Source organism: Pseudogemmatithrix spongiicola, assembly GCF_030623445.1.
Lineage (GTDB): Bacteria > Gemmatimonadota > Gemmatimonadetes > Gemmatimonadales > Gemmatimonadaceae > Pseudogemmatithrix > Pseudogemmatithrix spongiicola.
The window spans coordinates 1,408,767-1,423,295 of record NZ_CP130613.1; the positions used below are offsets into that span (position 1 = coordinate 1,408,767).

Genomic DNA, 14,529 nt, shown 5'->3' on the forward strand with positions numbered 1-14,529 from the left:
CATGGTCCAAGCCGGTCTTGTGGTGGGGATTGTCTGCTGCCAGCCTGGCGGTGGGCTACGCCGACCTTTGGCGAGGCGGCGAGACCGTGGCACCGATTCTATTGGTGCTCGGGTACTGCGTCTTGATTCCCATTGCCATCCTGAAGTGACGCGCGCTGGCGCGTCGGGAACCGAAGCGCCGGGCGAATAGCTCAGTTGGTTAGAGCACCTGCCTTACACGCAGGGTGTCGGGGGTTCGAGTCCCTCTTCGCCCACTTTTTTTGTGCAGCAGTAGATGGTCGGGAACCCACGGAACCGTGGGCCGACCCGTGGGATAGGAAATCCAACGCCTTGTGAGGATTCGACTGTGACGGTTCGGCTCCATCTCCGTCCCCTTGCCGCTGCGGCGGCGCTTCTTGCGGTTGCGACCGCCTCGGCTGACGCCCAGGCGAATCGCCGCCCGCCGCGGCCAGACACGCCCTTCCTGACCGTGCAGGTCTTCCGCTCGGCCGACAAGCTGGCCGGGCCCCAGGCCTCGGACGCGCTGCGCGACGAGCTCATCCGGACCTACCCGGGCCCGGTGCTGTGGGTGATCGAGAAGGAGCGCCTGATCGAGCTCCTGGAGCAGTCGGGCTACCCGTCCAACGAGCAGCTCGCCCGTTCTGATGAGAACGCGCTCGCCAAGTTCCAGCGCGCCGACGAGTACATCCGCGGCGCCGTGACGCAGGAGGCCGACGGCCAGTGGCGGGTGGATGCGGAGCTCGTGCTCACCCGTGACCTGACCCTCGTGCAGCCGCTCGAGCCGGCCCGCGGCAACCGTCCGGACCGCGCGGCCCGCGCGCTCCTGCGGTCGCTGAACGCGGCGCGCGACCAGCTGCCGTTCGAGAAGCGCTGCCGCGACCACGCGATGAACCAGCGCTATCCGCAGGCGCTGGCCGAGGTGGACAAGGCCATCGCCGACTACCCGCGCGCGACGCTGGTCCGCTACTGCAAGATGGGCGTGCTGGTGCAGCAGAACGCCTCGAACGCGGACAAGATCGCCATCGCCGAGGAGATCCTCGCGATCGATCCGAACTCGCGGAACGCGCTGGCCGTCGCGGCCGACGCCTACCAGGCCGAGAGCAACACCGAGAAGGCGAACGAGTACCTCGTGCGTCTCCTGGCCGCCGAGCCGAACAACGCCTCGCTGGCCCAGCGCGTGGTGGACGCCCTCGCGGCCAGCGGCCAGTACGACGTGGCCAAGCGCATCGTGGAGCAGGCCGTGCAGAACAACCCGGGCGACCTCGGGCTGCTGCGCCTGCGCTTCCTGATCCTCGCGGCCTCGGGCGATTTCAAGCCGGCTATCGCGTCGGGTGAAGAGCTCGTGCAGCTCGACACGGCCGCGGGCGACATCCAGTTCTGGACGCGCCTCTCGGCGCTGTACATCTCGGACTCGAACACGGCGGGTGCGCTGAGCGCGGCGACGCGCGGCACCACCAAGTTCCCGCGCGACGCCCAGCTCTGGCAGATCCGCGCCCAGGCGGAGCGCAACACGGGTGACGTGCCGGCCTCGATCAACTCGGCCAAGCGCGCCCTCGAGATCAACCCCTTCCAGCCGAACGGCTGGCTGCAGGTGGCGCAGGCGTACATGGGCCTGCAGCAGAACGACAGTGCGCTGGTGGCGTTGCACCAGTCGACGGTGGCCGGTGACGGCGCGGACCCGATCGCCACGCTCATCTCGAGCATCGGCAACAGCCTGCGTGTGCGGGGCGACTCGCTGAAGGCGTCGGACGTGCCGATGAGCATCGACCTCCTGCGGCAGGCCCAAGCCCTCATGAACCGCGCGGACAGCGTGGCGATGTTGGCCGACGAAGTCGGACCGGCGGATGCCCGTCGCCCGCGTGCACCGGCCGCGCCCGAGACCAAGGCGCGCGTGAAGTTCCTGGTCGGCGTCACGAACGTGCAGCTGGGCTTCGTGCTGGCGCAGAACGCCGGTCCGGAGCGCAGCTGCGACATGGCCAAGGAAGCCGACGCGGCCTTCGTCAACGCGATGATTGCGCTCCCACAGGGTGCCGCGTTCAACCAGCAGACGGCGGTCCAGCTGCTCCAGTCGATCCCGGAGATGCAGGCCTACGTCACGCAGATTACCCCGCAGCTCTGCAAGCCGTAGTCCGGCCTCGCCGGTGCACGAAGCCCGCCGTCGCGATGCGACGGCGGGCTTCGTCGTTCCGGGCGTTGTCGTCACACCGGCCCTTCGGCGCCACGCTGCGCGGTGACATCTTTCACGCGTGACGACTTCCCGCACGCCGCCCCTCGGCGCCCACGACAGCGACTGGCACGCGCCCGTGCTGGTGGCCGAGGTCTGCGCCGCGCTGGCGGAGTGTCCGCACGTGCTCGACGGCACCTTGGGTGGCGGTGGGCACAGCGAAGCCCTGCTGCAGCGCGGGCATCGCGTGACGGGGCTCGATCGCGATGCCTCGGCGCTGGCGATCGCGCGGGCTCGGCTCGCGGCGTTCGAGCGGCAGGGGACGTTCATGCCGGTGCAGGGCAATCACGATGCCATCGACGACGTGGCGGCGCTGGCGGGCGAACGCTTCGATGGCATCCTGCTCGATCTCGGCGTGAGCTCGCGCCAGCTCGACGACGACGCGCGCGGCTTCTCGTTCCGCGAGGGCGTGACGCTCGACATGCGCATGGATGCCGATGCGCCGATGACCGCGGCCGACTGGCTCAACGAGAGCGACGAGGCCGAACTCGCGCAGGTGTTCAAGGAGGCGGGCGACGAGCCGAAGGCGCGACGTCTCGCCAAGGAGATCGTGCATCGGCGCGCACGGCGGCCGTTCGCGACGAGCGATGACTTGGTGGGCGCCATCCGCGCGGTGCTCGGCCCGCGCTCCGGGCCGGCGGACTTCGCGCGGCTTTTCCAAGCCGTCCGCATCGCGGTCAACGACGAACTCGGCGGCTTGTCGCGCGGCCTCGTGACGCTGCGCGAGCGCCTGCGTCCGGGCGGTGTGATGGCGGTGATTGCGTATCACTCGGGTGAGGATCGGGTCGTCAAGCATCTGTTCCGCGACTGGAGCACGGCCTGCACTTGCCCGCCGCGGCAGCCGATCTGCACCTGTGGCGGCGTGGCACTGGGGGACCAAGTGACGCGGAAGCCGATCCTGGCGGGCGACGCTGAGGTGGCGGCGAATCCGCGGGCGCGCAGCGCGCACCTGCGCGTGTGGCGGCGCGCGGCGGCGGCTCCCCCCGCACACGGAGGTCGCTGAGCATGCGCGGACGGACCGTGATTGCGCTGGCCCTGCTCGGTTTCTTTGTGGTGGCGACGGGCGTCATATGGAGGCGGAGCCTGGGCATCGCCCAAGCCAAGGAACTCCGCGAACTCGACGAGCAGCGTATGGCTCTCGAAGCACAGGAAGCGGCCCTCGAGGGCGCCATCCGAGACGCTTCGAGCCGGGCGAAGCTCGCGCCGATCGCCGAACAGCAGCTGGGCATGCGCATTCCACCAGAGAGCCTCGTGATCATCATCCCGCGCCCCGACCGGGCGACGCCGCGTCCGTGATCAAGATCAGCCGCGTCGGCGTCGTGCACGGCGCCTTCGTGTGCTTCGCGGTGGCGCTGGTCGGGCGTGCCGCATGGGTGCAGCTCGGGCAGGCGGACCGCTGGCGCGACCGCGCGCGCGGCCAGCAAGTCGCGAGCGCCGAGGTGCCGGCGGTGCGCGGCGCGATCCTCGATGCCTCCGGGCAGGTGCTGGTGCAGAGTCGCGCCGTGGTGCGCCTGGCCGTGGCGCCCAACGAACTGCGCAAGCCGCAGGAGCTGGCGCAGATCCTGCGCCGCGAGCGCGTGCCCGAATCCTTCGTGCAACGTGTGCTCGACCCAAAGCGCAAATGGGTGGAGCTGCCGGGGCAGTACCTGAGCACCGACGTCGCCGATGCGATGGCGATGCGCGGCGTGCACCCGACGGAATCGATCGAGCGCGTGGCGCCGCCGACGGACGGCCTGCGCCGCCTGCTCGGCACGCTCGATGCGCGCGGCAACGCCGTCGGCGGCGTGGAAGCGGCCCTCGACTCGCTGCTGCGCGGCCGCCCGGGAAGCCGGGCGCTGCTGCGCGACGGTCGCGGCCGGCGCATGGAGTCGCCGGAGGAGCAGGGCAGCGCGCCGGTGAACGGGCACAGCGTGGTACTTACGCTCAACCAAGGCTTGCAAGACATCGCCGAGCGGGCGCTGGCGCAGGCGGTCTCGCAGATGGATGCGAGCGGCGGCGACATCGTCATCCTCGATCCGCATACTGGCGAGATCCGCGCGCTGGCCAGCCGGCGTGCCGGCGCCGCCACGACGGGAGCGACGGCGCTCACGGAGCCCTATGAACCGGGCTCCACGGTGAAGCCGTTCATCGCGGCGGCACTGCTCGAGCGCGGTCGTGTGCGCCTGCAGGATTCCGTGCCGACGTACAATGGCGAGTGGCGCAACAACGGCCGCACCATCCGCGACGTGCACAAGGCGCGCGCGATGAGCTTCGCCGAGGTGATCCAGCAGTCGTCGAATATCGGGATCGTGCAGTTCAACGAGCGCCTGAGCGCGCGCGAGCAATACGAGGCGCTGCGCGACGCGGGCTTCGGCACCACGACGGGATTGCCGTATCCCAGCGAGTCGCCGGGACGCTTGTATCCCGTGACGCAGTGGTCGGGCACGTCACGCGCCTCGCTGGCGATGGGCTACGAACTCTCGGTGACGCCGGTGCAGTTGGCCGCTGCATATGCGGCCTTCGCGAACGGCGGCGTGCTCATCGAGCCGCAGTTGGTGCGCGAGATCCGCGACCCCGATGGCCGCGCCGTCTGGAAGGCCGAGCGGCGCGTGGTGCGACGCATGATGAGCGAGCAGACGGCGCGCGGCATGCGCGACCTGCTGCGCGACGTGGTCGCCGGCGGCACGGCCACAGGCGCGGACCTCAACACCTTCGAGGTAGCGGGCAAGTCGGGTACGGCGCGGCGCACCTCCGCGGATGGCCGCGGCTACGCCGCGGGGGCGTACACGGCGAGCTTCGTGGGGTTGTTTCCCGCGGATGACCCGCAATACGTGATCCTCGTGAAGATCGACAACCCAACCGCCGGCGCGTACTACGGCGGTCGGGTGGCGGCGCCGGTGAGTAAGGTGGTGCTCGAGGCGGCCATCGCCGCACGCGATGCCGCCTTGAACCGCACGCAGTTGGCCGAGGCACCGAAGCGCCGCACGCCGGATTCGGGGCGCCGCGCCGACAGCCTGCGGGCCGTCGCGGCGGCCGACGCGGAGGCGGAGCGCGCCGCGCCGGCCTACGTGGTGGAGCTGGGCAAGGAGGCCGAACCCGCCGAAGCGGTGGTCACGACTCGCGCCGTGCCCGATGTGCGCGGGCTGCCCACGCGCCGCGCGGTGCGTGAACTGCACCGCGCCGGATTCCGTGTGCAGCTGGTGCAGGGCGGCGGCGTGCAGCCCGCGCCGGGCACGCTCCTCCGCTCGGGCTCCGTGGTGCGCCTGGGGAACGAGCGATGACGGTGGTCGCGACCGACACGCTTCGCGACGCACTGACGCGCGCGGGCCTGCTGGTCGAAGTGCGGGGGACGCTGCCCGAATCCGTCACGGCCATCACGGACGACAGCCGTCGTGCGGAGCCCGGCGCTTGCTTCGTGGCCGTGCGCGGCGCGCAGCGCGACGGGCACGACTATCTGCCGCAGGTGCAGTCCGCGGGAGCGGCGATGGCGATCGTCGCCGCGGACGCGCGCACCGCGCTGCCGGCGCTGGCCGTGCGCGACACACGCGCTGCTGCAGCGGCGGCTGCGGCGGCATTCTACGGTGAGCCGGCGCTGGCGCTGCAGTTGGTCGGCGTCACGGGCACGAACGGCAAGACGACGACGGTCAACCTGCTGCGCCACCTCCTCGATGCGCCGGACGCGCCTGCGGCGAGCATCGGCACGCTCGGCGTACTGCTCGGCGACGGCACCCCGTTTCCCGGCGGCTCTGGCCTCACCACGCCGGGCCCGATCGAGCTGCAGCGCCTGCTGCGCGCGCTCGTGGACGCCGGCGTGCGGCGGATCGCCATGGAAGTTAGCTCGCATGCGCTGGACCAGCAGCGTGTCGGCGGACTCAGCTTCGCGGCCGCCGTGTTCACCAACCTCACGCGCGATCACTTGGATTATCACGGCACGATGGAGGCCTACTTCGCGGCGAAGGCGAAGTTGGTGGATCTCGTGGCGGCGGACGGGGCCATTGTCAGCAACGCCGATGATCGCTGGTGGGATGGGCTGCCCGCCACGCGTCGTGTCGTACGCTTTGGCCTCGCCAGCGGCGCCGACGTCCGCGCCGAGGATGTGCGCTACACGCCGCGAGGCTCGGCGTGGTTGCTGCGGCACGGCCAAGCGTCGCGCCCCGTGGTGCTGCCGTTGATCGGGGATTTCAACGTCGCGAATGCCTTGGCGGCGGCCGCGGCGGCGCTCGCCGTCGGCGTGCCCTTCGAGACGATCGCCATGAAGCTCACGACGGCGCCGCAGGTGCCCGGACGCCTGGAGCTGCTCGCCGAAGGCCCGACCGTCCTGCGCGACTACGCGCACACGCCCGATGCCCTGCAGCGCGCCCTGGCGGCGTTGCGGCCGTTCACGCCGGGTCGCCTGATCTGCGTGTTCGGCTGCGGCGGCGATCGCGACCGCGGCAAGCGTCCGCTGATGGCCCTCGCGGCGCGCGACGGCGCGGACCACGTGGTGGTGACGAGCGACAATCCACGCACCGAGGATCCCGAGCGCATCTTGGACGACGTCTGCGCGCCGCTGGCCGCCGGGACCTACGACCGCATCGAAGACCGTCGCGCCGCCATCGCCCATGCGATGCAGCTCGCCGACCCCGCGCGCGACGTCGTGCTGCTCGCGGGCAAGGGCCACGAGACCTATCAGATCCGCGGGACCACCTCGTATCCGTTTGACGAAGCCGCTATCGTGCGGGAGTTGCTCCCCACGCTCCGCCGGACCCCTCCCTGATGCCGTTCTGGACCCTCGCGCGTATCGCGCGCGCCGTGGGCGTCGCCGGTCAATACGACGACCTCCCGATTGCCGCCATTTCCACCGATACCCGCACGCTCGGCGCTGGCGCCTGCTTCCTGGCGCTGAGCGGCGAGCGCTTCGACGGGCACGACCATCTCGACGCGGCGATCGCGGCGGGGGCGTCGGTGCTGGTCGTCTCCGATGCCCGCCGTGCGCCACGGTCCGGCGTGCCCGTGCTCGAGGTGCCAGATACGCGCAGCGCCCTCGGCCAGCTTGCCCGCTACTGGCGGGACGCCTGGGCGAAGCCGGCGATCGCGGTGGGCGGCAGCAACGGCAAGACGAGCAGCAAGGAGTTGCTCAAGGCCGCGCTGGGCAGTGTATACGAGGTGCACGCGACGAGCGGCAACCTGAACAACCAGATCGGCGTACCGCAGACGCTCCTGGCGCTCGCAGAGGCGGCCGATGTCGCCGTGATCGAGGCCGGCACCAACGAGCCCGGCGAGATGGCCATCCTCCGCGGCATCATCCGGCCCGACGTCGTGGTGGTGACGACGGTGCAGGAGGAACACCTCGAAGGCTTCGGCGACCTCGCGGGCGTGATGGCCGAGGAGATGAGTTTCTGCGACGGGGTGCCGCTGGTGGTGGTGCCGGCGGATGAGCCCGAGGTCGTGCGCGAGGCGACGGCACGCGCCGGCCGCGTGGTGACGGCCGGACTGGACGCTGGAGACTACCGCGCGACGGCCTACGGGCTGCAGGCCGATGGCACGGGCTGGTGTGAGGTCGAGGGCGTTCGCGTGACGGTGCCGCTGCCTGGCGCGCACAACCTCCGCAACGCGATGCTTGCCCTGGCCGTGGCGCGCGAGTTCGGCGTGCCGCTCGCGCAGGCGGCAGCAGGCATCGCGGCGATGCCGCAGCCGCCGATGCGGTCGGCGGTCGGGCCGCTCGGACGCGCGCTCTTGGTGAATGACTGCTACAACAGCAACCCGGGTTCGGCGCGCGCGGCGCTGGCGCTGTTGCGAGACGTGGGCGCGGGGCGTCAACGGGTGGCGGTGCTGGGCACGATGCGTGAACTCGGCGTTGCCGCCGAACGGGCGCATCGCGAGGTGGCGGAAGCGGCGTTGGCGAGCGGGGCGGAGTTGATCGTGGGCATCGGGGAGTTCGCCGCGCCGCTGCAGGCGCTCGGTGAGCCGACCCGTGTGCTCACGGTCACGGATGTGGACGATCTCTGGCCACAGCTGCAGCCGCGCCTCGCGCCCGACGCGGCCATCCTGCTCAAGGCTTCGCGCGGCGTGAAGCTCGAACGACTCCTGCCTTTCCTGACGACCTGGGCGACGACCTGAATGCTGTACGAGTTCCTTCTCCCGCTGACGCAGTACGAGAGCGGCTTCAACATCTTCCGCTACATCTCGTTCCGCGCGGCGGGGGCGGCGATCACCTCGCTGCTCGTCTGTTTCGTGGTCGGGCCGTGGATCCTCGCGCGGCTGCGCGGCATGCAGGTGCACCAGGTGGTGCGCGCGGGCACGCCGGACACGCATGCCGGCAAGGGGAAGACGCCGACGATGGGCGGGCTGATCATCCTCGCCGCGGTCGTCACCTCGACGCTGCTCTGGATGCAACTGCGCTCCAAGTATGTGTGGCTCGCCCTCGGCGTGACCGTGCTCATGGGCGCCATCGGCTTCCTCGATGACTACCTGAAGCTCAAGCAGAAGCGGGAAGGCAAGGAGAACCGCGGACTGGTGGAGCGCTACAAGCTGGCGGGGCAGGTCACCATCGGCCTCGCGCTGGGCTTCTACCTCTGGCAGCACCCGATCAACAACCTGCCCGGCGCCAGCACCACGCTGCCGTTCTACAAGTACGTGCTCATGAACTTCACCGTCGCGTGGCTGTACGTGCCCTTCGTGACGTTCGTGATGACGGGCTTCAGCAACGCCGTGAACCTCACCGACGGCCTCGATGGGCTCGCCGCCGGGTTGATGGCCATCGCCATGCTCACGATGGCGATGTTCGCCTACGTCATGGGACGCTTCGACGCCTCGGAGTACCTGGGTCTCATCTACCTGCGCGGCGCCGGCGAACTGACGGTGTTCTGCTCGGCGGTCTTCGGCGCGGCGGTGGGCTTCCTCTGGTACAACGCGCATCCCGCGGAAGTCTTCATGGGCGACACGGGTTCGCTCGCGCTGGGCGGATCGCTGGGCGCGGTGGCGATCCTGCTCAAGAGCGAGTTCCTGCTCGTGATCGTCGGCGGCGTGTTCGTGGCCGAGACGTTCTCGGTGGTGATCCAGCGCTCGGCGTTCAAGTGGCGGAAGCGGCGCTTCGGCCTAGAGTTCGCGCAGAAGAACCGCGTATTCTTGCGCGCGCCGATCCACCACCATTTCGAGCTCAAGGGCTGGCCGGAGACCCAGGTGGTGGTGCGGTTCTGGATCATCGGGATCCTCTGCGCCTTCGTGGCGCTCTCGACGCTCAAGATCCGCTGATGCCGCGCGTGCTGCAGGCGTCGGGTCCGGTGGCCGCGCTCGCGGCGGCGGGGCGGGAAGCCGCAGTCGTCGGCGTGGGACGGAGCGGGGCCGCGGCGGCGCGCTTGCTGCGCGCGGCGGGCGTCGCCGTCTACGCGTCGGACGCGGGCGCCGGCGCCAAGCTCACGCCGCTCGCCGATGCGCTGCGCACCGAGGGCATCGACGTGCAGCTGGGCGGGCACGACCTGGCGCGCATCGCGAAGGCTGGAGTCGTGGTCGTGAGCCCGGGCGTACCACCCGATGTTCCGCCCCTGCGCGCGGCCCGCGAGGCCGGCGTGCCAATCATCAGCGAGGTCGAGCTGGCGTTGCACCACCTGCCGGCGAGCGTACGCTACATCGGCATCACCGGGACCAACGGCAAGACCACCGTCACGGCGATGGTCGCGCAGCTGCTGTCGGCGGTCGGCGTAAACGCCGAAGAGGCCGGCAACATCGGCACGCCACTCAGCGAGATCGCGCTGCGCGAGGCGCTCCCGGCATGGATCTCGCTGGAACTGAGTTCGTTCCAGCTCGCCGATACCCCCAGCGTGAAGCCGGCCGTCGCGGTGCTGACCAACCTCGCGCCCGACCATCTGGATCGCTATCCGGACCTCGAGAGCTACTATCGCGACAAGGACCGCCTGTTCCGGAACCTCGATGGGCTCAGCGTCCGCGTGGTGAACCGCGACGACGCCGAGGTCATGCGACGCACCGCGACGGTTCGGGGCGACGCGAAGACCTTCAGCGTCGAGCGGCGCGATACCGACGCCTGGTACGACGCGGACGCACGCTGGCTCATGCTGGCCGGTGAGCGCCTGCTTGCGCGAGACGAATTCCCGCTGCTCGGGCTGCACAACGTCGCCAATGCGCTCACCGCCGCGCTGGCGGTGCACAGCGCGCTGCCCGAGGCGCGCAGCGCGGACGGCCGCGCCCGGCTGGCGTCCGGCCTGCGCAGCTTCGTCGCGCCACCGCATCGGCTGGAGAAGGTGGGCGAGTTCGATGGCGTACTGTGGATCAATGATTCCAAGGCGACAAACGTCGGCGCCTCTCGCGTGGCGATCGCCGGCATGGAGCGGCCGACCGTGTTGCTCCTCGGCGGACGTCACAAGGGCGAACCCTATTCCAACCTGCTGGACGTGATGCGCGGCCGCGTGAAGGCCGTGGTCGCGTATGGGGAAGCTGAAGACCTCGTCGTCGCGGATCTCACCGGCCACGTGCCCGTGGAGCGGGGCGGATCGTCTTTCGATACGGTCCTCGCGAAGGCCCGTGCGCTCGCCGCGCCGGGTGACGCGATCCTGCTGTCTCCCGCCTGTTCGAGCTACGACATGTTCAACAACTACGAAGAGCGCGGCGCGACCTTCCGCGCGATGGCGTCGCGATGACCGTCGTCGGCGACGTCTTCGCGCCGTCGGGCACCGCGGGCACGCCGGCCCGCGGCACGCGCAGCGTCAGCCGGGAACGCGTGCGCTGGCGGATGACGCTCGAGGCCCGCATCCTCGTCGTGCTCACGGCGACCATCTTGGTGTTCGGCCTCGCCACCTTGTACTCCGCCAGCTCCATCGTGGCGGTGCAGGATGGACGCGACAGCTGGTTCTTCCTCTACCGGCAGCTCACGGGCGTGGCTGTGGGCGTCGTGGCACTCGCGGTGCTCGCCAAGTGGGACGCCGATCGCTGGCGCGACTACGCGTGGCCGATCATGGGCCTGGCCATCTTCACGATGCTGCTGACGGTGATGCCCGGTCTCGAGCGGATTGCGCCGCGCATCAATGGCTCGCGCCGCTTCCTCATGGGCGGGTCGATCCAGCCCTCGGAGTTCGCGAAGTTGGCCGTCGTGATCTGGACGGCCATGCTCATCGTGAAGAAGGGCGGCGAAGACGGCCTCAAGCGCCTCACCAAGGGGCTGATGCCGTTCGGGATCATCCTCGGCGTGCTCAGCCTCTTCGCGGCGCTGCAGCCGGACTTCTCGGTCATCCTGTTCTACGCGCTGGTGATGGGCACGATGCTCTTCGCCGCCGGGGCACGCATCGGGCATTTCGTGTTCCTTGGCGCGCTCGCGATGCCGGTCGTGTGGAGCGAGATCAACCGCCTCGAGTACATCATGCGCCGGCTCCTCGGATTCACGGGCGCCGCCGGCGCCGAGGCCGAGGTGAACTACCAGCTCACGCAGTCGCTGATTGCCGTCGGCTCGGGCGGGCTCTTCGGCGTGGGCTTCGGACAGGGACGCCAGCAGTACGGATTCCTGCCGCTGCCGTACAACGACTTCATCGGCAGCAACATCGGCGAGGAGTGGGGGTTCGTGGGCCTGTGCGGCGTCACGCTGCTCTTTGCGCTCTGGGGCTGGCTCGGGTTTCGCATCGCGAAGCAGGCGCGCTCGCCATTCACGCAGTTGGTCGCCCTGGGCATCACCGTCACCACGGTGATCACGGCGTACCTGCACATCGGCGTCGTCATCGGCCTGCTGCCGACGACGGGGCTCACGCTGCCGTTCATCTCCTACGGCCGCTCGAACATCCTGCTCTCGCTGCTCACGACCGGCATCCTGCTGAACATCGGCAGTCAGGCGGAGCGCGTGCACGGTGACGCGGCGACCGATCCGATGACGCGGCGGTGACGCACGTTTGGTTCTCCGGCGGCGGCACGGGCGGGCATCTGTATCCCGGCCTCGCCATCGCGCGCGCCTTGCTGCGCGACCGCCGCGAGGTGCAGCCCTTCTTCGTGGGCGCTCTGCGCGGCATCGAGCGCGACGTGTTGCCGACGACGGAGTTCCCGCACCTGCTGCTGGACCTGCACCCGCTGTATCGGCCCCAGGTGTGGAAGAACTGGCGCACGCTGCGCGGCGCGATGGCCAGCTGGGCCAAGCTGGATGCAGCGGCGCGTGCACGACCGCCGAAGCTCGTCGTCGGGACCGGCGGCTACGCGGCCGGCCTCGCGCTGCTGTGGGCCTGGCGCCGCGGCATTCCCGCCGTGCAGCACATCGGCGACGCGATCCCCGGCATCACCGCCCGCTGGGGCGCGCGCTTCACGCGCGAGAGCTACCTCGGCTTCCCGGAGGCCGAGCGCTACCTCCCGCGCGGGCGCGGCGTGTACCGGCACACCGGCAATCCGATCGAACCGCCGGCGGACATCGTCCCGGCGCGCGCGGAGGCGCGGGCGCGCTGGGGATTCCCCGCCCACGCGACGGTGCTCCTCGTCTTCGGCGGCTCGCAGGGCGCACGCGCCATCAACCAAGCCGTGGCGGCGTGGGTGGAGCAGGGCATTCCCGCGGGGCTCTGCATCCTGTGGGCCACCGGCAAAGGGCAGTACGACGGGTTCAAGCAGCTCGACCGCGCCGACGTGCGCGTGCTGCCCTACCTGAACCCCATCGCCGAGGCGTACGCCACGGCGGATGTGGCGCTGGTGCGCGGTGGGATGATGGGCACGAGTGAGCTCTGCGCCTGGGGCATCCCGAGCGTGATCGTGCCGTTGCCGAGCGCGGCGAACGATCACCAGACGGCGAACGCGCGCGTGCTGGAGGCGGCGGGGGCGGCGGTCTGCCTGCCGCAGGCTGAGCTCAGCGTGGCGCGGTTGGAACGCGAGGTCGTCGCGTTGCTCGGCGACCCGGCGCGCCGCTCGGCGATGGCCGCCGCCGCGAAGGGTCGCGGTCGGCCGCAGGCGGCCGCCGAGATCGCGCGGCACGTCGCCGCATATCTTTGAGGCATGCCGCTTCTCGACGCCGCTGACGCGCGGCCCGTGCACTTCATGGGAATCGCCGGTGCGGGGATGTCCGCGTTGGCTGAACTCGCGCAGCGCCGGGGCGCGGTGGTCACGGGCTGCGACCAGAATCCCGCCGGAGCCGCCGATCTCGCAGCGCTGGGCATTCCGGTGGTGCAAGGCCACGACGCGGCGCACCTCGCCGGCTGCCGCGCGTTGGTGGTGACGAGTGCGGTGCCGAAGGATCATCCGGAACTGCTGGCCGCCAAGCAGCTCGGCATCCCGGTCATCCGTCGCGCGGAGGCGCTGGCCGAGGCCACCGCCGGCGGCATGCTGATCGGCATCGCCGGCACGCACGGCAAGAGCACGACGACGGTGATGACCACCGAGGCGCTGGCCGCGGCGGGCAAGGCGCCGACGGGCGTGGTCGGCGCGCGCGTCCGCAGTTGGGGCGGCAACCTCTCGCGCGGCGGGCACGACGTGTTCGTGGTGGAAGCGGACGAGTACGATCGGTCGTTCCTGGCCCTCTGGCCGACCGTCGCGGTGGTGACGAACGTCGAGGCGGATCACCTCGACATCTACGCCGACCTCGCCGACATCACCGCCACCTTCAGCGAGTACGTGCGGCGTGCGCGCTACGTGGTGCTCTGCGCCGACGATCCGGGCGCGAATGCGCTGCCGAGTCCGGCGACGGCGGAAGTGATTCGCTACGGCATCACCAGCCCCGACGCGCGGCTCGTCGCGCACGACATCCGCATCGAACACGGCGGCTCGGTGTTCCAGGTGAAGTACGACGGCAAGCCGGTGGGCGAAGTGCGCCTGCGCGTGCCGGGGCAGCACAACGTGCGCAACGCGCTCGCGGCGCTGGCCTGCGGAATCGGCCCCTGGGCGCTGAGCGTCGAGCAGATGGCGCCGGGCTTGGCGGCGTTCGTCGGCGCGGAGCGCCGCTTCGAGCGCTTGGGGCTCGTGCAGGGCATCGAGGTGGTGGATGATTACGCGCACCACCCGACGGAGCTGCGCGCCACGCTGACGGCGGCGCGCGAGGCGTTTCCGAATCGCCGCATCCTCGCCGCCTTCCAGCCGCACCTGTATTCCCGCACGCGCGACTTCGCGGGAGACTTCGGGGACGCGCTGGCTTCGGCGGACCTCGTGTTCCTCGCCGACATCTATCCGGCGCGGGAGAAGCCGATCGAGGGCGTGACGAGCCAGTTGATTGCCGACGCGATGCAGCGCCGCGGGTTGCCGCCGCGCTGGATGGGGCCGCGCGATGCCTTGGCGGCGGCGCTCCGGGCGGAAGCGCAGGACGGCGACATCGTGCTCACGATCGGGGCGGGGGACATCACGAAGACGGGCCCGGAACTCATGCGCGCGCTCAAGGGATAGCG

Annotated in this window: 11 protein-coding genes and 1 tRNA gene; all 12 read left to right on the top strand. The window is 70.6% G+C overall.

Features of this window, described 5'->3' with window-relative positions:
* Window positions 1-180 precede the first annotated feature (180 nt).
* The 12 genes from Strain318_RS06365 (at window position 181) to murC (ending at window position 14,527) form a co-directional block, all read left to right on the top strand.
* Window positions 181-254, top strand: a tRNA-Val gene (locus Strain318_RS06365).
* A 92-nt stretch (window positions 255-346) separates the two neighbouring features.
* The gene (locus Strain318_RS06370; protein ID WP_367887673.1) at window positions 347-2,128 is read left to right on the top strand and encodes a tetratricopeptide repeat protein; all 1,782 of its coding nucleotides are present in this window, start codon (window positions 347-349) and stop codon (window positions 2,126-2,128) included.
* A 118-nt stretch (window positions 2,129-2,246) separates the two neighbouring features.
* Window positions 2,247-3,227, top strand: a complete 981-nt coding sequence (rsmH, locus tag Strain318_RS06375; protein ID WP_367887674.1) for a 16S rRNA (cytosine(1402)-N(4))-methyltransferase RsmH — start codon at window positions 2,247-2,249, stop codon at window positions 3,225-3,227.
* Between the two features lie 2 nt (window positions 3,228-3,229).
* Window positions 3,230-3,520 carry an FtsB/FtsL family cell division protein gene (locus Strain318_RS06380; protein WP_367887675.1) on the top strand — a complete coding sequence of 97 codons (291 nt, stop codon included), beginning with the start codon at window positions 3,230-3,232 and terminating at the stop codon, window positions 3,518-3,520.
* On the top strand, window positions 3,517-5,484 hold the full coding sequence (locus Strain318_RS06385) for a penicillin-binding transpeptidase domain-containing protein (RefSeq protein ID WP_367887676.1): 1,968 nt from the start codon (window positions 3,517-3,519) through the stop codon (window positions 5,482-5,484). The genes Strain318_RS06380 and Strain318_RS06385 overlap by 4 nt, the downstream gene beginning before the upstream one ends.
* The gene (locus Strain318_RS06390; protein WP_367887677.1) at window positions 5,481-6,959 is read left to right on the top strand and encodes a UDP-N-acetylmuramoyl-L-alanyl-D-glutamate--2,6-diaminopimelate ligase; all 1,479 of its coding nucleotides are present in this window, start codon (window positions 5,481-5,483) and stop codon (window positions 6,957-6,959) included. The genes Strain318_RS06385 and Strain318_RS06390 overlap by 4 nt, the downstream gene beginning before the upstream one ends.
* A complete protein-coding gene (locus Strain318_RS06395) occupies window positions 6,959-8,302 on the top strand; it encodes a UDP-N-acetylmuramoyl-tripeptide--D-alanyl-D-alanine ligase (protein WP_367887678.1) in 1,344 nt (447 codons plus the stop codon). The genes Strain318_RS06390 and Strain318_RS06395 overlap by 1 nt, the downstream gene beginning before the upstream one ends.
* Window positions 8,303-9,436, top strand: a complete 1,134-nt coding sequence (gene mraY, locus Strain318_RS06400) for a phospho-N-acetylmuramoyl-pentapeptide-transferase (protein ID WP_367887679.1) — start codon at window positions 8,303-8,305, stop codon at window positions 9,434-9,436.
* Window positions 9,436-10,836 (top strand): UDP-N-acetylmuramoyl-L-alanine--D-glutamate ligase, encoded by a 1,401-nt coding sequence (murD, locus tag Strain318_RS06405; RefSeq protein WP_367887680.1) that lies wholly within the window; start codon window positions 9,436-9,438, stop codon window positions 10,834-10,836. Before mraY ends, murD begins: the two co-directional genes overlap by 1 nt.
* Window positions 10,833-12,065 (top strand): FtsW/RodA/SpoVE family cell cycle protein, encoded by a 1,233-nt coding sequence (locus tag Strain318_RS06410; RefSeq protein ID WP_367887681.1) that lies wholly within the window; start codon window positions 10,833-10,835, stop codon window positions 12,063-12,065. Before murD ends, Strain318_RS06410 begins: the two co-directional genes overlap by 4 nt.
* Window positions 12,062-13,147 (top strand): UDP-N-acetylglucosamine--N-acetylmuramyl-(pentapeptide) pyrophosphoryl-undecaprenol N-acetylglucosamine transferase, encoded by a 1,086-nt coding sequence (locus Strain318_RS06415; protein WP_367887682.1) that lies wholly within the window; start codon window positions 12,062-12,064, stop codon window positions 13,145-13,147. Before Strain318_RS06410 ends, Strain318_RS06415 begins: the two co-directional genes overlap by 4 nt.
* Window positions 13,148-13,150: 3 nt before the next feature.
* The gene (gene murC / locus Strain318_RS06420; RefSeq protein ID WP_367887683.1) at window positions 13,151-14,527 is read left to right on the top strand and encodes a UDP-N-acetylmuramate--L-alanine ligase; all 1,377 of its coding nucleotides are present in this window, start codon (window positions 13,151-13,153) and stop codon (window positions 14,525-14,527) included.
* Window positions 14,528-14,529 lie beyond the last annotated feature (2 nt).

Bases quoted from the DNA above. Each gene is read 5' to 3' on its own strand.
- murD (WP_367887680.1), top strand. From the start codon at position 9,436: ATGCCGCGCGTGCTGCAGGCGTCGGGTCCGGTGGCCGCGCTCGCGGCG.
- Strain318_RS06395 (WP_367887678.1), top strand. From the start codon at position 6,959: ATGCCGTTCTGGACCCTCGCGCGTATCGCGCGCGCCGTGGGCGTCGCC.
- murC (WP_367887683.1), top strand. From the start codon at position 13,151: ATGCCGCTTCTCGACGCCGCTGACGCGCGGCCCGTGCACTTCATGGGA.
- Strain318_RS06380 (WP_367887675.1), top strand. From the start codon at position 3,230: ATGCGCGGACGGACCGTGATTGCGCTGGCCCTGCTCGGTTTCTTTGTG.
- Strain318_RS06390 (WP_367887677.1), top strand. From the start codon at position 5,481: ATGACGGTGGTCGCGACCGACACGCTTCGCGACGCACTGACGCGCGCG.
- mraY (WP_367887679.1), top strand. From the start codon at position 8,303: ATGCTGTACGAGTTCCTTCTCCCGCTGACGCAGTACGAGAGCGGCTTC.
- Strain318_RS06410 (WP_367887681.1), top strand. From the start codon at position 10,833: ATGACCGTCGTCGGCGACGTCTTCGCGCCGTCGGGCACCGCGGGCACG.